General features: G+C 42.8%; 18 protein-coding genes and 1 pseudogene. 6 read left to right on the plus strand and 13 right to left on the minus strand.

Features of this window, described 5'->3' with window-relative positions:
- Positions 1–8 precede the first annotated feature (8 nt).
- Together HFV01_RS05325 and HFV01_RS05330 are read right to left on the minus strand one after the other, a co-directional pair.
- Positions 9–3410 carry an FtsK/SpoIIIE domain-containing protein gene (locus tag HFV01_RS05325; RefSeq protein WP_193520895.1) on the minus strand — a complete coding sequence of 1134 codons (3402 nt, stop codon included), beginning with the start codon at positions 3408–3410 and terminating at the stop codon, positions 9–11.
- 60 nt (positions 3411–3470) lie between these two features.
- A complete protein-coding gene (locus HFV01_RS05330; protein WP_193520896.1) occupies positions 3471–4028 on the minus strand; it encodes a hypothetical protein in 558 nt (185 codons plus the stop codon).
- 480 nt (positions 4029–4508) lie between these two features.
- Between HFV01_RS05330 and HFV01_RS05335 the strand changes: the two genes are divergently transcribed.
- Positions 4509–5363 (plus strand): Uma2 family endonuclease, encoded by an 855-nt coding sequence (locus HFV01_RS05335; RefSeq protein ID WP_046320803.1) that lies wholly within the window; start codon positions 4509–4511, stop codon positions 5361–5363.
- 117 nt (positions 5364–5480) lie between these two features.
- Positions 5481–6422, plus strand: a complete 942-nt coding sequence (locus tag HFV01_RS05340) for a Uma2 family endonuclease (protein WP_193520897.1) — start codon at positions 5481–5483, stop codon at positions 6420–6422.
- Between the two features lie 83 nt (positions 6423–6505).
- On the opposite strand, the gene HFV01_RS05345 is transcribed toward HFV01_RS05340, so the two are convergent.
- Both HFV01_RS05345 and HFV01_RS05350 read right to left on the minus strand, forming a co-directional pair.
- A complete protein-coding gene (locus tag HFV01_RS05345; RefSeq protein ID WP_318286175.1) occupies positions 6506–6823 on the minus strand; it encodes a type II toxin-antitoxin system VapC family toxin in 318 nt (105 codons plus the stop codon).
- Positions 6824–6904: 81 nt separating this feature from the next.
- Entirely contained in the window at positions 6905–7138 is a 234-nt protein-coding gene (locus tag HFV01_RS05350) for an antitoxin family protein (RefSeq protein ID WP_008053759.1), read from the minus strand.
- Positions 7139–7277: 139 nt separating this feature from the next.
- On the opposite strand from HFV01_RS05350, the gene HFV01_RS05355 reads away from it, so the two are divergent.
- The 4 genes and pseudogenes from HFV01_RS05355 to HFV01_RS05370 all read left to right on the plus strand — a co-directional run bounded on the left by HFV01_RS05355 (position 7278) and on the right by HFV01_RS05370 (position 10932).
- Complete coding sequence (locus HFV01_RS05355; protein WP_193520898.1) at positions 7278–8153, plus strand: Uma2 family endonuclease; 876 nt, start codon at positions 7278–7280, stop codon at positions 8151–8153.
- Between the two features lie 117 nt (positions 8154–8270).
- Positions 8271–9107, plus strand: a complete 837-nt coding sequence (locus tag HFV01_RS05360) for a Uma2 family endonuclease (RefSeq protein WP_193520899.1) — start codon at positions 8271–8273, stop codon at positions 9105–9107.
- Between the two features lie 329 nt (positions 9108–9436).
- Positions 9437–9817 (plus strand): annotated as a pseudogene (locus HFV01_RS05365) (zinc ribbon domain-containing protein); the annotation flags it as partial.
- Between the two features lie 149 nt (positions 9818–9966).
- Positions 9967–10932, plus strand: a complete 966-nt coding sequence (locus HFV01_RS05370; protein ID WP_006669188.1) for a glycosyltransferase family protein — start codon at positions 9967–9969, stop codon at positions 10930–10932.
- A 110-nt stretch (positions 10933–11042) separates the two neighbouring features.
- Here HFV01_RS05370 and HFV01_RS05375 read toward each other — a convergent pair whose 3' ends face one another.
- The 9 genes from HFV01_RS05375 to HFV01_RS05415 all read right to left on the minus strand — a co-directional run bounded on the left by HFV01_RS05375 (position 11043) and on the right by HFV01_RS05415 (position 19853).
- Positions 11043–11522 carry a hydrogenase maturation protease gene (locus HFV01_RS05375; protein WP_006669189.1) on the minus strand — a complete coding sequence of 160 codons (480 nt, stop codon included), beginning with the start codon at positions 11520–11522 and terminating at the stop codon, positions 11043–11045.
- Positions 11523–11597: 75 nt separating this feature from the next.
- The gene (locus tag HFV01_RS05380; protein WP_006624078.1) at positions 11598–12764 is read right to left on the minus strand and encodes a SpoIIE family protein phosphatase; all 1167 of its coding nucleotides are present in this window, start codon (positions 12762–12764) and stop codon (positions 11598–11600) included.
- 39 nt (positions 12765–12803) lie between these two features.
- Positions 12804–13307 carry a PAS domain-containing protein gene (locus HFV01_RS05385; protein WP_006624079.1) on the minus strand — a complete coding sequence of 168 codons (504 nt, stop codon included), beginning with the start codon at positions 13305–13307 and terminating at the stop codon, positions 12804–12806.
- The gene (locus tag HFV01_RS05390; protein ID WP_006624080.1) at positions 13307–13585 is read right to left on the minus strand and encodes a (2Fe-2S) ferredoxin domain-containing protein; all 279 of its coding nucleotides are present in this window, start codon (positions 13583–13585) and stop codon (positions 13307–13309) included. The genes HFV01_RS05385 and HFV01_RS05390 overlap by 1 nt, the downstream gene beginning before the upstream one ends.
- Before the next feature lie 89 nt (positions 13586–13674).
- Positions 13675–15105 carry a Ni/Fe hydrogenase subunit alpha gene (locus HFV01_RS05395; protein ID WP_006669190.1) on the minus strand — a complete coding sequence of 477 codons (1431 nt, stop codon included), beginning with the start codon at positions 15103–15105 and terminating at the stop codon, positions 13675–13677.
- 98 nt (positions 15106–15203) lie between these two features.
- On the minus strand, positions 15204–15752 hold the full coding sequence (locus tag HFV01_RS05400) for an NADH-quinone oxidoreductase subunit B family protein (RefSeq protein ID WP_006624082.1): 549 nt from the start codon (positions 15750–15752) through the stop codon (positions 15204–15206).
- Complete coding sequence (hoxU, locus tag HFV01_RS05405; RefSeq protein ID WP_006669191.1) at positions 15740–16456, minus strand: bidirectional hydrogenase complex protein HoxU; 717 nt, start codon at positions 16454–16456, stop codon at positions 15740–15742. Before hoxU ends, HFV01_RS05400 begins: the two co-directional genes overlap by 13 nt.
- Positions 16457–16531: 75 nt before the next feature.
- Complete coding sequence (gene hcp, locus HFV01_RS05410) at positions 16532–18181, minus strand: hydroxylamine reductase (protein ID WP_006624084.1); 1650 nt, start codon at positions 18179–18181, stop codon at positions 16532–16534.
- A 58-nt stretch (positions 18182–18239) separates the two neighbouring features.
- On the minus strand, positions 18240–19853 hold the full coding sequence (locus HFV01_RS05415; protein ID WP_006669193.1) for a NuoF family protein: 1614 nt from the start codon (positions 19851–19853) through the stop codon (positions 18240–18242).
- Positions 19854–19872 lie beyond the last annotated feature (19 nt).

The raw sequence follows: 19872 nt of genomic DNA on the forward strand, positions 1-19872 counted from the left end.
TCTCCTAATCACGTCAACCGTTGTTCAAAATTATGGCAGTATTCGCCAATTTCTTCTTTTGTGGGGACAGCATAAGGCTTAAATTTCTCTAAACCTGCTGTCGCCGAATCATCCCGAAAATAAGCTCTGAGTCGTGGTAACTTTTCTGCATGGACTTCTCCTAAGAGTAATCGAGAATCATCTCCCGGCATATTCAAGGCAACCCGCAGGTCAAAATGGGTTAGCCAAGAACGATTATCCCCAGTCAGTTTGAGAAATGTTTTCATATCTTCTAACCAGAAAATAGTATGGATACCCAATTCAGACCCTTGGGAAATTAGCTTGAGTAGTCTTTCGGCATCTTCGGAAGGTTCTTCACTACGACGACCCATAACAGGACGTAAATTTTGCGCTCTGTTTAACCCTCCCACTGCATAGACAAAAAATAGGGAATCTCCTAAATCATCGGGATTTTGGTCTGGGTTTTCTTCTCGTTGTTTTAAACGTCTTTCAAATTCTTCATAGGTCTCGTTTAATAAAGTTTCAGCTTTAATAACTTGACAATCTGGATCGGCAAAACGTTTAGCGATTTGGGTGGGGAAGTAAGAGTTAAAGGCATTCCTGAAATTGATGGTCATTTCTGTCCAGTCATTATCTTCATCAGGAATGGATAAATCAGCAATCATAAACCGTGCTTTTTGGGGTTGATAGCAATGAATTAAACTCATTAATATTCCCCCAATAATTCCAAAGACAATTTCTTCAGAAGAGCCAACTATCATCATGTTATTGCGGGGACGACGACGGAAAATCGCTTTAGTATGATCGCCAATTCTCATCGGTTCTCCCAGCCAAGCAATCCCCGGAGTTTCTTGAACCACCCAATCTGGTTCTTTAATAACTTGTTTATTTAATTCTTTCAGGGAGAGCCATTCAGTCATCTCCGATAATTTAACTAATTGTCGATTATGACTTAATTTAGTCGGTCGAGATCCATTAAATAGAATTAAAGGTTCTGAGCGCTGATAATGATTTTGATTGACAATTTCCTGAATATTGACTAAGGCATTGTATCTTTCTTTAGCAGAAATATCAGCGACTTGACCAATCTCATTTTGATTTTTCTTACCATAATCTTTGTTATAAATCACTTTACCTGGCTTGTCGAGCAAATCTACAGCATCGGTATTTCCTTCTGCTAATACTGAAGATGCTGTACTTTTATCCATTTGCTGTGCCATTCTTAAATCAATTTGTGAGTAAATACCTCGACTCATATTGGGTACATTGGGAGACTGAGATGCAATTAATAAATGAATCCCAAATGCACGTCCTTGTCGGGTTATATTATCCATCACTTGGTTGAGACTGCGGGTAATAGTATCATTTTCTTGGAACATATACTGAAACTCATCAATCACCACTAAAATTCGTGGCATTGTTTCTCCAGTTTTATCCCGGTAATCTTGCAATTTGTTTAAGTTTCCTGCCGATTTAAACTTGATGCTGCGTTCTTCGATTTGTTTATTGACATACTCTAAAACACTTAATCCAAATTCGCGATCGCTTTCAATGGAGACAACTTTCGCATGGGGTAAGGCTTTATCTTCGTTTAATTCTTCGGAATCGTTAGAGCTTTCTCCTTTGTCTGGATCGACATACATTTGAAACTCGACCCCCTCTTTAAAATCAAGTAAATACAACTCTAATTCATCGGGGGAATATCTCAGCGCCAAACTGACAATAATTGCATGAAGCGTATAACTTTTACCCGAACCTGTTTTACCTGCTAACAAACCATGACTGACCAGTTGTTTTTCTTGATTTTCACCTAACCAAAATTCCAACTTATCCATTGCACCCATTAAACCTATAGGCGATCTGATTTCTTTCCTGCTATCCTCAGACCATAGTGGTTGGGGATAAAGTTTGGAAAAGGGTAGAGTTTCAACACTAATCTTTTTCGCTTCTTCTGTAATGAGTTGTAGGATTTGATTAAATTGTTCGTTAGGTGGGGGTTCATCTAGTGCGACTTTGAAAACCAAATCATTAAGTAACTTCACCTCAAACAAGGATTGCTTGGTATTTGGAGACAAACGAAAATCTTTTTTTCCAGCGGCAGATGCTTCAGTCGGATTGATGTCCAAACAAGTTAGTTCAATTTCATTGCGACTATTATTGATTGAAGTGACTTTAACTACAATTTTCTCTTGAAGAGAAACAGCTTGTTCAGGTCTTTCGATTCTTTGAGCTACTAATTTGTTAGTCGGGACAAATCCTTGGGTATTAGGCAAAAACTCAACATAAGCTCCCCCATCTGTCAAGCTCGTCACATACCCCAAATAAACATTACCTGGCTGGGGTTTTGCTCCCACATTCAAGCCAAAAATAGGGTTAATGACAGTACAAAAATTCTCAAATGTTCGGTAATCAAAGTTTTTCGGTTTTTCTAAACTTTCGTCAATATGTAAAATTACATAAACACCAGCCCTAGACCCATTTAACAAAATACTTTTCAGATCTTCCCATGAGTTATTTTCAAAGCCACTGGGAAAATCAGCAATAAATAAATAGCGATAGGGTTCCGCTACAGACTGAGCCGCAATATTATAATCTTCTATGCTTTGGTAATTTTTCCCTAAATAGTTTTGTAGAACTTGCTCAATATGTTCGGTTAACCCTCGCAGTTGTTCTCGAATATCATCACTGCGAGTATAGGTTTTCTGACCTGAAATAAATTGATGTAAATTCTTGAAGGGAAAAGTATTTCCCATGCTTACTGGGTCAATAAATGTTCCTTTTAATTTTCTGACAGGGAAGGTACTAACAACTCGCAAAGCGATAGACTCTAAACCTGCAAGTGCGGCTTGACGAGATTCCGCATCACTGCTAAAAATAGCAATGTGTCCGGGCTTAAAGTTGGGCAAATGATTAGAAAAATCTCGGATTGGTATTAATGCTGGAACTCTAGCAGGTGGCTGTACTTGCTCCAGTAAAAATTCACCAATTCGTAAAACACCAGGAGCCAGACCACCATTTTGAGGTTTATAACTATCCCTATTCTCTGAAGGAGTCCAACGAGGATCATTCCATGGGGCTGATAATAAGCGGGGGTGATCTAGTTGATGGACTAATTGACTAATTTCTTTTTGTTTTTCTTCGCATTTTAGAGAAAAAGTTTCACCTTCCAACATTGCTCTTTCTTGAGCTAATTTAGTATCTTCATTGACTATATATATACTTGATAACACTTGTTTTTCCAAACTTTCTATTTGTTGTTTTAATTCAATTTTATTAGATTCTATTCTATTTAAAAATTTCTGTTCTTCTTTAAGAACTTGATTTTGCAAATGAGCTTGGTTTAGTTTTTTTTGTTGTTGCTCTTGAATGAGCTTATTGATATTTTTTAAAATTTCTAGAAGAGTCGCCATATTTTTTACCTATTTAACTAAAAAATTACAAACTAAAAAATATAATCTTGAATTTACTTGTCAAATTGCAGACAAAATTATCAAAAGGTATATTGATGTTACCAATAAAGTAGTATAAATTTCTTGCCAGATAATTGTAACCCACAAGGCAACAATAACAGTTGAAATAAGGCGAAACATTTTTTTATTTTTCAGGTCTTCTATTTTTCTTTCAATATTATCTAATTCCTGGCTAATTTTGATTTTTTCATCGATTAAAGATTGTAATTTTGATTGTTTTTCTGCTTTTATTGATTCTATTTCTAAATATTTTTTTTGCTTTGTATCTCGGATTTTTTCTAAGCTGATATTAATCTCATTTAACGTTTTATTGATGCGTTCGCGATCTGTATTTTCTCCAGAAACGTAGTTACAGTCAATTTTGGATAATAGTGATGAAACATCATCAAATCCAAATCCTTCTGCTAATCTATAAGCTTCTTGTTTGCGAGAATTATGCCAACTCAATTCTCGTTGAGCATCTAGCAGCTTTAAATGTTGAGTATTGATGGCATCAAGAGCTTGATAATAGTCTTGAAGCAGATTTAGGTCTAAATTTTCTGGGTAGTTTTGCTCCATTGTTTTGCCTTAACAGAGTAATTTGGTCAATCAAGCATTAAATGTATCTTCGTATACCATAAATTTTCCGGGTGTAGATCCTTTTCCGATTGATGTGGTTGACTGTTTCCTCGGAACAGCTTTGGCAATTTACTTAAAATAGTGGATGATTAACTCTGGTTTTAATTTTGCTCAAAATCAGAGCTATTGGCAAGTCGGAAAAGGACGGAAAAGGACGGAAAAAGACGGGAGTTTGATTAAGAAATGTAAAAATTTAGGATGCTTGCCTCTAATGGTAGATGACAAGATGTTTCCCAAGCGGAATTGAGAGGTAATGGAGTGTCAGCAGTGGAGCGATTCAACTAGGTAAGGCTTGGATAGTCTACCGTTGGTGGTTTAAAAGGAAGTGCGGAAGGGTCAAAAATAGAGAGCGATCGCTCTCGAAAATCCTACCCAAATGCTATACTGTCTGCCATAACCTGCGATGAGAAACTATTTACCATGACCATCGCCCCATCATCAGAACTGGGAATTACCACCCTTCCCGATCATACTCAACTCCCCGACTCCGACGGTACTTTCGTGAAAAACTTTCAGGAGCATCCCCAAAGTATCTTATTGACTGATTCGATTCTATCAACACTAGATAGTCTACACCCAGACCAGCAATATGCCATAGGTCAAGATTCTGGTATCTATTGGCGATTAACAGAACCCCTAGAACGGGGGGCGGAATGTCCAGACTGGTTTTATGTTCCCAACGTTCCCCCAACTCTTGATGGTAGGGTGAGACGTTCCTATGTATTATGGCAGGAATATATCCCCCCTTTAATTGCCATAGAATTTGTGTCGGGAGATGGTTCAGAAGAACGCGATCGCACTCCCTTATATCAAACTGGAGAACGTCAAAAACCCGGTAAATTTTGGGTATATGAACAAATCATCCGCCCCCCTTTCTATGCTATCTATGAGGTACGGAAAGCCAGTGTAGAAGTCTATCACCTAATGGAAAATCACTATGAGTTAGTGGCCGCGAATGAAAGAGGTCACTATCCCATTCACCCCATGGGTGTAGAATTAGGCATTTGGCTCGGACAGTATGGCAACCTAGAATTGCCTTGGCTGCGCTGGTGGGATAGCCAGGGTAATTTGCTATTAACTGGGGATGAACGAGCTAGAATTGAACGCCAGCGGGCGGAAAATGAACGTCAACGGGCGGAACAAGCCGAACAGCGTTTTGAACAAGCCGAAGTGGAGTTACAGCAGGAACGCCAACGAGCCCAAGCTGAACGCCAACGGGCGGAAAGACTAGCTGAGTTATTACGCGCCCAAGGAATTGACCCCGAAGAACTTTAAATAACTGTAAATAGAGGCGATCGCACCTACTGAGAAAAGCCTAGAGGCGATCGCTCTCGAAAATCCTACCCAAATGCTATACTGTCTGCCATAACCTGCGATGAGAAACTATTTACCATGACCATCGCCCCATCATCAGAACTGGGAATTACCACCCTTCCCGATCATACTCAACTCCCCGACTCCGACGGTACTTTCGTGAAAAACTTTCAGGAGCATCCCCAAAGTATCTTATTGACTGATTCCATTCTATCAACACTAGATAGTCTACACCCAGACCAGCAATATGCCATAGGTCAAGATTCTGGTATCTATTGGCGATTAACAGAACCCCTAGAACGGGGGGCGGAATGTCCAGACTGGTTTTATGTTCCCAACGTTCCCCCAACTCTTGATGGTAGGGTGAGACGTTCCTATGTATTATGGCAGGAATATATCCCCCCTTTAATTGCCATAGAATTTGTGTCGGGAGACGGTTCAGAAGAACGCGATCGCACTCCCTTATATCAAATTTCTGGAGAACGTCAAAAACCGGGTAAATTTTGGGTATATGAACAAATCATCCGCCCCCCTTTCTATGCTATCTATGAGGTACGGAAAGCCAGTGTAGAAGTCTATCACCTAATGGAAAATCACTATGAGTTAGTGGCGGCGAATGAAAGAGGTCACTATCCCATTCACCCCATGGGTGTAGAATTAGGCATTTGGCTCGGACAGTATGGCAACCTAGAATTGCCTTGGTTGCGTTGGTGGGATAGCCAGGGTAATTTGTTATTAACCGGGGATGAACGAGCTAGAATTGAACGCCAGCGGGCAGAAAATGAACGCCAGCGGGCAGAAAATGAACATCAACGGGCAGAAAATGAACATCAACGGGCAGAAAATGAACATCAGCGGGCAGAAAATGAACATCAGCGGGCAGAAAATGAACATCAACGGGCGGAACAAGCTCAACTAGAGTTACAGCAGGAACGCCAACGGGCCGAAGCTGAACGCCAACGGGCGGAAAGACTAGCTGAGTTATTACGCGCCCAAGGAATTGACCCCGAAGAACTTTAAATAACTGTAAATAGAGGCGATCGCACCTACCTATTTTTGGGAGGGCGATCGCCTGTTTACAGAAAAGTTTGATAAGTTCATTTTTAGGGAATGACAATAATTGAGCCAAATTGCCTAAAATGATTGTCTAAACTGAGAGCCTTGCTGATTTGTAATTTTTCGATAATGACTTTGCTGCTACAATCGGTAAAACTCCACTCTTTATCTGAAAATTGCCTGAAAATTTGCGATGTTAACTGAATGTCTGCTTCGCTGAGAAAGTAGAGTGTACCAAGCTGACCCGAAAAAAATGCTTTTCCCATAGCAAGCGATCGCGCCGTTTCTTTTCTGGCTCTTAATAGTGTCAGTGTTTCATCAACAATATAGTCGGTTGTCAGAAAAGCCTCGGTATTTTGACGCATCCACATACTGACCGATTGATGCTCTGGATCTGAAGGAACGACACTAGCAAACCAAGCACTCGTATCTACAAATATCATGATTTATTTCTGATGGGGATAGAGAATGCGATCGTGGTCGAATCCAGAAAAATTGTCGCGATCGCCTTCTAAGGGTAATGCGGCAATTTGAGCTAAAATATCGGTGGTATTTTTGTTCTCCTGAGTCGAGTCATTAGCAGTAATGATCACTTGAACTGATGTTCCTTCAGGTAGATCGACGGGCTGCATGAGTCGCAGCATTCCTTGTTCATAAATTGCTTGTAGTGTAAATGTCATGGTTCTGAATCAAATCATCTCAGGTATTTTTAGTTAATTATAAGCGATCGCGCCTACCATAACCCAAGGCGATCGCTCTCGAAAATCCTACCCAAATGCTATACTGTCTGCCATAACCTGCGATGAGAAACTATTTACCATGACCATCGCCCCATCATCAGAACTGGGAATTACCACCCTTCCCGATCATACTCAACTCCCCGACTCCGACGGTACTTTCGTGAAAAACTTTCAGGAGCATCCCCAAAGTATCTTATTGACTGATTCGATTCTATCAACACTAGATAGTCTACACCCAGACCAGCAATATGCCATAGGTCAAGATTCTGGTATCTATTGGCGATTAACAGAACCCCTAGAACGGGGGGCGGAATGTCCAGACTGGTTTTATGTTCCCAACGTTCCCCCAACTCTTGATGGTAGGGTGAGACGTTCCTATGTATTATGGCAGGAATATATCCCCCCTTTAATTGCCATAGAATTTGTGTCGGGAGATGGTTCAGAAGAACGCGATCGCACTCCCTTATATCAAACTGGAGAACGTCAAAAACCGGGTAAATTTTGGGTATATGAACAAATCATCCGCCCCCCTTTCTATGCTATCTATGAGGTACGGAAAGCCAGTGTAGAAGTCTATCACCTAATGGAAAATCACTATGAGTTAGTCGCCGCGAATGAAAGAGGTCACTATCCCATTCACCCCATGGGTGTAGAATTAGGCATTTGGCTCGGACAGTATGGCAACCTAGAATTGCCTTGGCTGCGCTGGTGGGATAGCCAGGGTAATTTGCTATTAACTGGGGATGAACGAGCTAGAATTGAACGCCAGCGGGCAGAAAATGAACGTCAACGGGCGGAAAATGAACGTCAGCGGGCAGAAAATGAACATCAACGGGCGGAACAAGCTGAACTAGAGTTACAGCAGGAACGCCAACGGGCCGAAGCTGAACGCCAACGGGCTGAACGACTAGCGGAGTTTTTGCGCGCCCAGGGAATTGACCCCGAAGAACTTTAAATAACTGTAAATAGAGGCGATCGCACCTACTGAGAAAAGCCTAGAGGCGATCGCTCTCGAAAATCCTACCCAAATGCTATACTGTCTGCCATAACCTGCGATGAGAAACTATTTACCATGACCATCGCCCCATCATCAGAACTGGGAATTACCACCCTTCCCGATCATACTCAACTCCCGGACTCCGACGGTACTTTCGTGAAAAACTTTCAGGAGCATCCCCAAAGTATCTTATTGACTGATTCGATTCTATCAACACTAGATAGTCTACACCCAGACCAGAAATATGCTATAGGTCAAGATTCTGGTATCTATTGGCGATTAACAGAACCCCTAGAACGGGGGGCGGAATCTCCAGACTGGTTTTATGTTCCCAACGTTCCCCCAACTCTTGATGGTAGGGTGAGACGTTCCTATGTATTATGGCAGGAATATATCCCCCCTTTAATTGCCATAGAATTTGTGTCGGGAGATGGTTCAGAAGAACGCGATCGCACTCCCTTATATCAAATTTCTGGAGAACGTCAAAAACCCGGTAAATTTTGGGTATATGAACAAATCATCCGCCCCCCTTTCTATGCTATCTATGAGGTACGGAAAGCCAGTGTAGAAGTCTATCACCTAATGGAAAATCACTATGAGTTAGTGGCCGCGAATGAAAGAGGTCACTATCCCATTCACCCCATGGGTGTAGAATTAGGCATTTGGCTCGGACAGTATGGCAACCTAGAATTGCCTTGGCTGCGCTGGTGGGATAGCCAGGGTAATTTGTTATTAACCGGGGATGAACGAGCTAGAATTGAACGCCAGCGGGCGGAACAAGCTGAACAGCGTTTTGAACAAGCCGAAGTGGAGTTACAGCAGGAACGCCAACGAGCCGAAGCTGAACGCCAACGGGCGGAAAGACTAGCTGAGTTATTACGCGCCCAGGGAATTGACCCCGAAGAACTTTAAATAAATAGAGGCGATCGCACCTACCTATTTTGGGGAGGGCGATCGCTCTCGAAAATCCTACCCAAATGCTATACTGTCTGCCATAATAGGCTATGAGAAATTATTGACTATGACCATCGCCCAATGAGATAATAGTAGCCAAAAGTTGGGAGCATGATTTAATCTCAAATTAGGTTAACATTTGACGGCAATACGGTATAATACCAAGTATGGTGCGAGACCTTCGGGTATGAAATCGAGCTGAAATGGGCGTGGGGACTACCCGGTGAGGACTTCAACCCCTTGCTTGATTGGGTCGCATCCCTGGCCATCCCATAACACAGCCTGATTTTTTGCCCACCTTCGAGACTTCCAATATGGTTGCCAAGGTGAAGCGTCTAATCAGGTCTAAGACTGCCCGCGCCATGCTGACATGGGCGCATTATCGATTCAAACTAACCCTGAGACATAAGCGCGGAAATAACTGAACAGTTGTAGATGTGACCGAAGAATACACCAGCAAAACCTGTACTCACTGTGGTCATGTGCATTCCCAGCTAGGTGGCTCAAAAGTGTTCCGATGTCCGGAGTGGGGGTTCACTCTACCACGGGACTGGAACGGTGCTTTTGGAATCTTTCTAAAAGCTTTGCGGGATACCGCCTCTGTTACCTTAACGGGTAATAGTGCTATCGTCGCATTGTCAGGCAATAGCCGGATAAATGTCGCGTAAATGTATCAGATAGCTTCTCTGAATCACGTCCTGGTTAGGTAAATCGGTGGAAAAGGTATTTTGATTGATGATAGGGGTAACTAGACCCTATTATTCGATAGTGTCATGAAAACATACCATTAGAAACTAAAACCTAGGAAACTAAAACCATGATTCAGGACTTTGGGATTATCATTGCTTGTTGTTTTAAGGACTACCACTTTGCGGCAGGATGTTGTGCTAGTATTCGCTACTTTTTGGGGGATGTTCCTATCTGTTTAATCGTTGATGGTGATTTTAATACAACCAGCTTAGAAAGCACTTACGGTGTTAAGATTATTAATCAAAAGACGGTCAAGCATCCGTTTCTCAAGGAAAATAGTTTTGGTTGGGGCTTGACTAAAATGATTGCCTTTTGGGAAAGTCCTTGGCAGAATTTTCTGTTTTTAGATGCGGATACAATAGTCTGGGGGGATGTGCTAGATTTTGGGGATCTTGAACATTATGACATGATTATTGATCATAACTTGGAAAATTGGAAGGCTGAAGATATTTCGCGTTTATTCTTTGACTTGGAGGGGATGAAAAAGCACTTCCCTGATTTTAATTATCAAGATAGACCCTATTTTGTTACCGGGGTATTTTGGGGAAAGAGGGGGATTTTTAGCTTGGCTGAATATGCGGAAATGTTGGAGTTTAAGAATCGATACCCTGATGTTTTTAAATATGGTGAACAAGGGCTATTAAATTTCATGATTTTTCGGGCATTAGATGAGGGCAAAATTAATGTAAAAACTGCGCTAATTCAGGTTTTGATGTGGAACTATTCCCAAGAAGAAATGCGTCAACGTTTCCCCATTGAGGACGGAAAAATTGGGAATCACGATTGGCAGAAAGAGGCTTGTGTTATTCATTGGGCTGGGATAAAACCATTTCTGGTTAATGATGTTTATTCAGACCCGATGAATTTTATGCAGCAGAAGTTTTATGAAGACTCTGAATGCCTAATTTATGGCAATGTTAAGATTAATTTGCTGCTGGAAGATTTGTGGCGATATCGACCCACCCGAAAATTTATTAAAAAACTGTTTTGGTATTTGGTCAAATCCCCCAGTAGTCTATTTTCTAACACCTAAACTGTGGGTCAAAATCGAGGCTGACAGGTTCAATTTTCTGATGATAAATTTGGTATTTGCCAGTTCATTAACCAGATTTAAAGAAAATTTATAATTTGTATATTCAGGGTTTAATTACTGTCCTCATTTGGTCGGGTATTGCTATAAGTGTCGATTAGCATTTGAATTTGGGTTAAAGCATGATTAACTCCCTCTTCTCCGGTGGGAGAAAGACAATCGCCTAAATCAAAGTTATCGCCGGGGACTGCTACTAGCCAGGCTTGGGGTGTGTATTCATAGAGAGTTTTGGCTAAGGAAAGAAGCGATCGCGGATTGATAGAATGACCCAAGTTAACCACTGTTTCTGAGTCATCAGGTGTCAGGGATGAAACTTCCAGGACTTCCCCAGTAATACTAGCATCGACGAAAATGGCATAGTCAAAATGGGTTAATTCTTCGGCTATTTCCGGGGTTAATTGGTGAACTGAACGCGATCGCACATTAGGTTTTTCCCACTCTTGCACCAGTCTCGCTACCTCCTGTCCAATACCATCATCACCCCTTAACTGATTACCATAGCCAATAATTAAAAAAGACTTGACATTTTCCATGGTATATGTTAGTAGTATAGTTATTCATAATTATCTGTGGAGAGTGTCTAAATGGTGAGACCATACTCGGATAATTTAACAATATTCTACGGTAACTTCTTTCTGTTTTTGTTTGAGTAAGTTTACCAAATCTTCAATTAAACTGCGTCGAATCGAGATATTTTTAGGAAGAAGAGGATTTTGGTAAAACTCATTAATCTGTTGACCAACCAAAAGGAAAATAGAATCAGCCTCTAAAATTTCTCGCGCCAGAAGTACCGCACCATTTTGGTCAGAAGGAAGTCTGGTGATATCACAATTACACTGGCGGAGAACTGCTGTAGCTTTAGAAATAGTCAAAATTCCCTCAGTGACCAAATCAATTTCGCTTAATTTACCGATAGGGGGTAAATCTTTTCGCATGGTGGAAATATCCATTTCGATAGTTTCTCCCATATAATTAGCCACGAGGTTTCCGGTAGTACCCCCACAGATAACTTTACGACCTTTAAAACTTAACAAACGTTCAGCATATAACTCATCCTTGGTAATATCTAAAGGAGGTCCGGTAAAAATCATAACCGGGTTACGTTTGCGGACATAAATACCAACAAAAGTAGCATCGTCTCCGATTTTATCTCGATAAAGCGATCGCGTTTCCGCCATCACCTGTTCAATAATGCTACGGGAGTTAGTCGCCTGAGTCATAAACACTTTTTCCATGTATTTAGCGATATTATCCCACCCCCAACCAAAATTCATGGTATCCCCTAAACCAGCATAAAGAACACCATCACTAATAGCACCCAGAAAGTCTCCCCTTTCTAGCTGTCCTTCCGAGGAAAGTATTTTTTTGCCGAGGATTTTTTCGGTCTTAGTGTCTAGTTTAATTACCCGTCCTTTGTTAAAATAAAAGACGGGGGGGTTATCAAAATTAATCACCTTAAACTGATTGGTTTGGTGGTCAATTTGAATAATGGTAAATGTGGCGTATGCAATATGGCGAACTTGACAAATTGGCAGAGTTCCAATCACAGTTTTGATAACTTCCTCTAGGGGAACATCAGCATTTAACATAGTGATTAAAATTTCTGTGGTCAGGGTAGCTAGGATATTAGCTTTTACCCCACTTCCCAAACCATCAGAGAGGACGATGGTGCTTTTAGTTTCAGTTTTGGTAAACTTAACCTGGTCTCCACAGAGTTCCTCGCCTTTTTTATTAAGACTGCGATCGCAAATATCAAAAAAGTTATCTTGACCCATAAGCCGACTCAACTACTTGGTTTGGTAAACAAAAATATGCTATTGGTTAATCATTTGGATAATTTTGAGAAGACTAACCTTAGTTTCGGCGGTAGTTTCTCCGAGTAGTCCAGCGATTTCTTGGGCAACCTTCATTTGATTGTCAACCACTTCGTTCACTTTTTTAACTGTTTGTTCCCGGATATCATGGATTTCCTTTTTTCGCTGCATTTCCGAGGTAATATCAGTCATAATGCAGGCGATGATATTTTCATCTTTAATCGGGAAAATCACCTCTTTTAAATACAGATGATGATTTTCATATTCCACCTCTATACCCTGCATCATTTGGTTTTTTTCCCAAACTTTTTTAAATCGGTCTACATTCCCCAACAAATTAAAAGCCGGAGTCCCAATAATCTCGGCAGCCTCGACTTTAAAAAAGTTACAAAATGCCGGATTCACAACTTTAATATTCATGGAGACATCCACGGCAATTAAACCGTTCGGGTCATATTCCCAAAGCAGTTGCCATAAATGGGGATTGTCATTATTTTCTAGCATTATGAATTCAATGGTAAATTACTATTTTGAATTATCGGCAAAATTTCACCGACAAATTTGTCCTCGATATTTTTAGGGCTGATATTAATAAAGTGTTGGTCTTGGTATTTCATGACAATACCGGAACTACAGGTCTCCAAGCAAAACGACCCTTTAAGTTCAATGCGGTTTTCTAGTTGATATTCTGCGATTAATTCCTGAAGTTTTGGTAACACTTCATAAACGCCCATTTGGTGACAAGCAGACCCCATACATAGGTATAAGTTTTGTTTTGCCATATCGATTAGTACCCAAGTCAACAATAAATATTCCGCTGTTGGCGGAGGCAACCAGTAGAGGTTGCCCCTATGTTTAATCGTAGTTAATGTTAATTACGATAAACCTCATCAACAATTGTGCCATCAGGTTTAAGTAACTCAATATGTAGTGGCATTTGACCAACAGCATGAGTTGAACAACTTAAACAAGGGTCAAAACAGCGAATTCCAGCTTCAACTCGGTTTAACAAGCCTTCTGGAATTTCATTACCATGGATATAGTGCTTGGCAATTTGGGTAACAGTTTTATTCATTGCCAAGTTATTTTGTCCGGTGGCAATAATCAAGTTCACCTTTTCAATTAAGCCATTTTCATTGACTTTATAATGGTGAAATAGAGTGCCGCGAGGGGCTTCACTAACTCCCACCCCTTCCAAGTTGTTAATTCCGGCATCAGCGCGAACGCGGGGGGAGGTAATATCAGGGTCTTCTACCAAAGCCTCGATCGCCTCAATACAAGCCATAATTTCGACGAGACGGGCGTAATGGTAGAAGAAGGAAGAAGTAGCAACCCGACCACCAGCGCGATCGCGAAATTCCCGCAATTCCCGATCAGCATCGGTAGTTCCAATTTGATCACAGACATTCAGCCGCGCCAAAGGTCCTACCCGATAAATACCATCAGGATATCCGAGAGGTTTATAATAGGGGAATTTGAGATAAGACCAATTTTCCACAGCCTCACCCAAATAGTCTTGGTAATTATCCTCACTCAAACCATCAGCGACAATATTACCGTCACTATCGATAAAGCGCAGATGTCCGCCATAGTGTTCCCAATTACCATTAGGGGCGACTAACCCCATAAATAGAGAGGGGAATTTCCCAAATATATCGACCTCAGAAGCCAAGTTACTATCGAGGAGACGCTTTAATAGATTTAAGGCTAATTCGGTAGTTTGGCGCGCTTCTGGGAGGCGGTCTTTTATCCATTCCAAACCGTCTTGGGAAAGAGGCGATCGCACTCCTCCAGGAACCGCCCAAGCCGCGTGAATTTTCCGTGCGCCCAATAGTTCAATCACGGTCTGACCAAACTGGCGCAGACGAATACCCGCCCTAGCCAAATCTGGATCAGCGGCAATTAATCCGAATACATTTCTTTTGGCGGGGTCACTATCCCAACCCAACAGAAAATCGGGGCTACTGAGGTGGAAAAAACTCAAAGCATGGGACTGAGTTAACTGGGCTAAATTCATCATCCGCCGCAATTTTTCCCCGGCTGGTGGCACTTTTACCGCCAGAATTTTATCCCCCGTTTTAGCGGCTGCTAAGAGGTGACTCACCGGACAAATCCCGCAAATACGGGCAGTAATTCCGGCCATTTCAAACATTGGTCGTCCTTCGCAGAACTTTTCAAAACCCCGAAATTCTACCACATGAAATCGGGCATCTTCCACCTCTCCCGCATCATCCAAATATATGGAAATTTTCGCATGACCCTCAATGCGGGTCACTGGATCAATAACAACTGTCTTAGCCATAGTATAAAATCACCTCTCCAGGGAATCAACAATTAATAATTAACCCGATAATTGCGGGCTAACCATTAATTTTCTAGTCAGTCAACAACAGGGAAACCTTAGCCAAACTTAATCATTTCTCGCCCTTCCATTTTCGGCATTTTCCCTTCCACCAAAGGCGCGAGGGTAGCCTTAATGCGATCGGCACTAGGGGGACATCCCGGCATAAAAATATCAACATCGACGACTTCATGCACTGGAGTCACACGTTCCAGTAATTCAGGAACAATACCGGGTTCTCTGGGAAGTTGTGGGGTAAAATCCCCTAGTTCCAAATAGCAGCGTTTGAGTACATGATCGGTGCTACCCAACATATTCCGCATGGCGGGAACATTAGCAGTTACGGCACAATCTCCAAAAGAAATCAAGAGTTTGGTGCGCGATCGCACTTCTTTAATTAGTTCCAGGTTATCTTCGTTAGCGATACCACCCTCGACCAAACAAACATCAACATTTTCGGGATATTCTTTCAGGTCACAACCTACCGGGGAGTAAACCACTTCGACTTTTTCCGATAGTTCAATCAGCCATTCATCCAGGTCTAAAAAAGACATATGGCAACCGGAACATCCTGCTAACCAAACCGTAGCAAATCTTATCTTTTCCATTCGTGTTTCTCCCGTGCATTAACTAAGAATTCTAATTTAGCGCGATCGCGAGTCATTTCGGCGACCGTCGCACCTTTACGGAAAATGGAACCCGTCGGACAAGCATCAACACACTTACCGCAGGAAGTACAGGCATCGACAGCCCCCCAAGGTTGATTAAGTCCTGTAATCATTTTAGCAGCCGGGCCGCGAAAAGCCACATCCCAAACATGAGCGCCTTCAATTTCATCACATACTCTTTGACAGCGAGTACAGAGAATACAGCGGTTGTGATCAATACCAAATTGAGGGTGAGAGATATCAACTTCTCGCTGTGGGAAACGGTAGGTAAAGCGGCTATGATCCATACCTACTTCAACGGCGACATCTTGCAATTCGCAGTTTTCATTAGCCACACAAACGGCACAAACATGGTTGCCTTCCGCAAATAGCATTTCCACAACCATTTTGCGATATTCTTTAATCTGGGGGCTATTAGTGCAAACTTCCATCCCTTCCGCAACGGTAGTTACACAGGAGGGCAAAAGTTTATTAATTCCGGCAATTTCCACCAGACATAAGCGACAAGCACCCACATCAGAAATACCATCCAAATGGCAGAGAGTTGGTATTCTGACCCCCGCCTCTTTAGCGGCTTCTAAAATGCTCGATCCTTGTTCGATCGCCACATCAATGCCATCAATTTTTAAGGTGACAACGGACATAGTTTCTCCTTTCATTAAGGGAACATCTTACCGGGAGTCGGGAATATTGTATATTCCCGATTTTCCCAGTTATTTCTAATTCAAACAGGCGGCTAAATCAGCTTCGGGAGTGGTAATAGCCTGTAGGTTGTATTTAGCCGAGAGGATAGCGAAGACATTAGGGGAAATGAAAGCTGGTAAAGTCGGACCTAAACGGATATCTTTGATACCCAAATATAATAGTGTCAGGAGAACCGCCACAGCCTTCTGTTCATACCAAGACAAAATCATAGATAGGGGGAGTTCATTAACTCCGATATCAAAGGCTTGGGCGAGTCCTAGGGCGATTTGAATAGCGGAATAGGCATCATTGCACTGTCCGACATCCATCAGCCGAGGAATGTTACCAATTTCCCCCATTTCCTTATCAAAAAAGCGGAATTTTCCACAGGCGAGAGTTAACACCACACAATCGGACGGAACCTGATCGACAAACTCTGTATAATAATTGCGATCGGGTTTAGCGCCGTCACAACCTCCCACTAGGAAGAAATGGCGAATTTTGCCTTGTTTAACCGCCTCAATCACCTGGTCGCTAACATTTAATACCGCATTACGGGCGAAGCCAGTTTTCACCTGACGGGGTGGTTCATCTTCTGCAAAGCCAGGTAAAGAGAGGGCTTTGTGGATAACAGCGCTAAAATCTGGGGTAAGATTTGCCCTATCTTCGAGATAGTTGATGTCAGGATATCCCACCGGACCGAGGGTAAATAATTTATCCTCATAGTGTTCGTGGGGAGGCATCAAACAGTTAGTGGTGATGACTATAGCACCGGGGAACTTAGCGAAATCCTTGGTTTGATTTTGCCAAGCTGTGCCATAGTGACCGTAGAGGTGGGGATATTTTTGTTTAAGGACTGGGTAGCCATGGGCGGGTAGTAACTCCCCGTGGGTGTAAACATTAATACCAGTATTGGCTGTTTGTTGGAGGATGGCTTCGAGTTGTTTAATGTCGTGACCAGATACCAAAATGGCTTTTCCGGCTTTCGCATTCAGAGGAACAACGGTGGGGATAGGATGACCATAATGGTTAGTGTGTCCCGCGTCGAGAAGTTCCATAGCCAACAGGTTCATTTCCCCGACTTTCATGGCTAGATTAACCCAATCTTCTAAACTGAGGTTAGGTTCTTCCAAGGCGGCGAGGGCTTGGTGTGTGAAACTATAAAGGCGATCGTCTTCCTGACCAAGTTCCTGGGCGTGGAAACTGTAGGAAGCCAAGCCCTTCAGACCGTAGAGGACGGTAAGTTTGAGGGAGAAGATATCGATGTCTTGACTAGAGTCAGCAATAAAGTTACGGGAAACTTCCTCCCCCTGGGCTACTAAACTATCAGTCCAGTCTGGTTGATAGGTAGCAGCTACAGACCAACTGATGGGCCGATCGCTAATCTGTTCAACTTGGGTTTTGAGTTTTTCCCGTTGAGCGATCGCCTCACGAATATAATGGTAAAAGCGTTTACGGTTAAAGTTAACATTCGTCATAGTGGCGAACATCGACTCACAGGAAAACACATCTACAGCATGGGTATCAATGCCCAATTCCTTAGCCTTCAAAGCCACAGGCGCAATACCCCGCAGACAGTACATTAATAGGTCTTGAACCGCATTTACATCCGGTCCTTTACCACAAGCGCCCCACTGGTGGCAACCTTGACCGCTGGCAGTTTGTTCACATTGTTCACAAAACATAAATCCCTTCTCCTCATTTAGCTTCCTAGTTTCCCGTTTAGCTTCCCGATGTGAAATATTAGTGAACCGCCACCTTACCGTTAGCAGTTTGAAGCAACTCCAAATACTCGCTCTCGAAATACTGCAAGGTACTGGTAACCGGGTTAGGGGCTGTCATTCCCAAGCCACATAAACTGGTAGCCTTCACCATGTCGCATAACTGTTTCAGTTTTTCCAAATCAGCGGAGGTAGCCTGTTTATTGAGTAACTTAGTAAGCAACTGGTACATTTGCACAGTACCCACACGGCAGGGGATACACTTACCACAGGTTTCACCCCGGCAAAATTCCATATAGAATTGAGCCACCTGCACCATGCTAGTGTTTTCATCCATCACCACCATGCCCCCAGATCCCATCATAGATCCCAATCTGGTGAGAGATTCATAATCTACCGGGGTATCAAGAAAATCAGCCGGGATACAACCGCCAGAGGGACCCCCTGTTTGCACGGCTTTAACTTGCAGACCGCCAGGAATACCGCCGCCCATCTCTTCGACAATTTCGCGTAGGGTAATACCCATCGGCACTTCAATCAGGCCGTTATTGCGGATTTTACCCGTCAGGGAGAAGATTTTAGTACCCTTGCTTTTCTCGGTACCAATTTGATTGTACCAGTCCGCCCCGTTGCGGATAATGGGGGCTATATTACCCAGGGTTTCCACGTTATTAATCAGGGTTGGGCAGTCCCACAACCCGGAAACGGCGGGATAGGGTGGACGAGGACGGGGGTTGCCGCGACCGCCACCAATAGAAGCTATCAGGGCGGTTTCTTCGCCACAAACAAAAGCACCCGCACCAACCCGAATATCAATGTTGAAGTCTATGGAGGAACCAAAGATGCGGCTACCTAACATACTCTGACGTTTAGCCTGTTGAATGGCTTTCTGTAGCCTAGTGATCGCCAGGGGATATTCTGCGCGAACGTATATATAGCCTTGGGTCGCACCGACTGCATATCCAGCGATCGCCATTCCTTCTAGGATACGGTGAGGGTCACTTTCTAAAACACTACGATCCATAAACGCCCCAGGGTCGCCCTCGTCAGCGTTACAGATCACATATTTTTGTCCTGGGGGCATTTTAGCCACAGTCGCCCACTTTAGACCCGTGGGATAGCCAGCGCCTCCCCGTCCCCGTAATCCAGATTTAGTAATTTCTGTCACTACTTCTTCTGGAGTCAGGTCATAAATTGCATGATGTAAGGCTCTGTAGCCTCCCACCGCAATATATTCCCCGATTTTTTCCGGGTCAATTTTGCCGCTAAATTCCCGAACGATTTTTAATTGGCGACTAAAGAAGGGATGATCAGGATCTCCTTGAACCGGTTTGGCTTCCCCGCCTTGCAGCGCTTCGATAATAGATGGCGCATCTTCGGGGGTGACTTTTTCATAATGAATGCCGTTAGGTTCGACTTCCACCATTGGGCCGCGTCCGCAAAACCCCATACACCCCACACCGACTATTTGCACGTCAGCCTCAAGTCCTGACCCCTTCAGGGCATCTTCCATGGCTTTTTTGACTTCTAGGGACTCAGAGGCTTGACAGCCTGTAGATGTGCAGCAGTGGATACGGATACTTTTTTGATTGTTGCGTTCCTTTTCGGCTAGTTCGACTAATTCGGTCAATTCCATAATATTTTAGATCTCCTCT

The organism is Limnospira fusiformis SAG 85.79, assembly GCF_012516315.1.
In the GTDB taxonomy this organism is placed as follows: domain Bacteria; phylum Cyanobacteriota; class Cyanobacteriia; order Cyanobacteriales; family Microcoleaceae; genus Limnospira; species Limnospira fusiformis.

What these genes read in the sequence shown, in the direction of transcription:
- HFV01_RS05325 (WP_193520895.1), bottom strand. Translation starts at nt 3,410, where the DNA reads ATGGCGACTCTTCTAGAAATTTTAAAAAATATCAATAAGCTCATTCAA.
- HFV01_RS05330 (WP_193520896.1), bottom strand. Translation starts at nt 4,028, where the DNA reads ATGGAGCAAAACTACCCAGAAAATTTAGACCTAAATCTGCTTCAAGAC.
- HFV01_RS05335 (WP_046320803.1), top strand. Translation starts at nt 4,509, where the DNA reads ATGACCATCGCCCCATCATCAGAACTGGGAATTACCACCCTTCCCGAT.
- HFV01_RS05340 (WP_193520897.1), top strand. Translation starts at nt 5,481, where the DNA reads ATGACCATCGCCCCATCATCAGAACTGGGAATTACCACCCTTCCCGAT.
- HFV01_RS05345 (WP_318286175.1), bottom strand. Translation starts at nt 6,823, where the DNA reads ATGCGTCAAAATACCGAGGCTTTTCTGACAACCGACTATATTGTTGAT.
- HFV01_RS05350 (WP_008053759.1), bottom strand. Translation starts at nt 7,138, where the DNA reads ATGACATTTACACTACAAGCAATTTATGAACAAGGAATGCTGCGACTC.
- HFV01_RS05355 (WP_193520898.1), top strand. Translation starts at nt 7,278, where the DNA reads ATGACCATCGCCCCATCATCAGAACTGGGAATTACCACCCTTCCCGAT.
- HFV01_RS05360 (WP_193520899.1), top strand. Translation starts at nt 8,271, where the DNA reads ATGACCATCGCCCCATCATCAGAACTGGGAATTACCACCCTTCCCGAT.
- HFV01_RS05370 (WP_006669188.1), top strand. Translation starts at nt 9,967, where the DNA reads ATGATTCAGGACTTTGGGATTATCATTGCTTGTTGTTTTAAGGACTAC.
- HFV01_RS05375 (WP_006669189.1), bottom strand. Translation starts at nt 11,522, where the DNA reads ATGGAAAATGTCAAGTCTTTTTTAATTATTGGCTATGGTAATCAGTTA.
- HFV01_RS05380 (WP_006624078.1), bottom strand. Translation starts at nt 12,764, where the DNA reads ATGGGTCAAGATAACTTTTTTGATATTTGCGATCGCAGTCTTAATAAA.
- HFV01_RS05385 (WP_006624079.1), bottom strand. Translation starts at nt 13,307, where the DNA reads ATGCTAGAAAATAATGACAATCCCCATTTATGGCAACTGCTTTGGGAA.
- HFV01_RS05390 (WP_006624080.1), bottom strand. Translation starts at nt 13,585, where the DNA reads ATGGCAAAACAAAACTTATACCTATGTATGGGGTCTGCTTGTCACCAA.
- HFV01_RS05395 (WP_006669190.1), bottom strand. Translation starts at nt 15,105, where the DNA reads ATGGCTAAGACAGTTGTTATTGATCCAGTGACCCGCATTGAGGGTCAT.
- HFV01_RS05400 (WP_006624082.1), bottom strand. Translation starts at nt 15,752, where the DNA reads ATGGAAAAGATAAGATTTGCTACGGTTTGGTTAGCAGGATGTTCCGGT.
- hoxU (WP_006669191.1), bottom strand. Translation starts at nt 16,456, where the DNA reads ATGTCCGTTGTCACCTTAAAAATTGATGGCATTGATGTGGCGATCGAA.
- hcp (WP_006624084.1), bottom strand. Translation starts at nt 18,181, where the DNA reads ATGTTTTGTGAACAATGTGAACAAACTGCCAGCGGTCAAGGTTGCCAC.
- HFV01_RS05415 (WP_006669193.1), bottom strand. Translation starts at nt 19,853, where the DNA reads ATGGAATTGACCGAATTAGTCGAACTAGCCGAAAAGGAACGCAACAAT.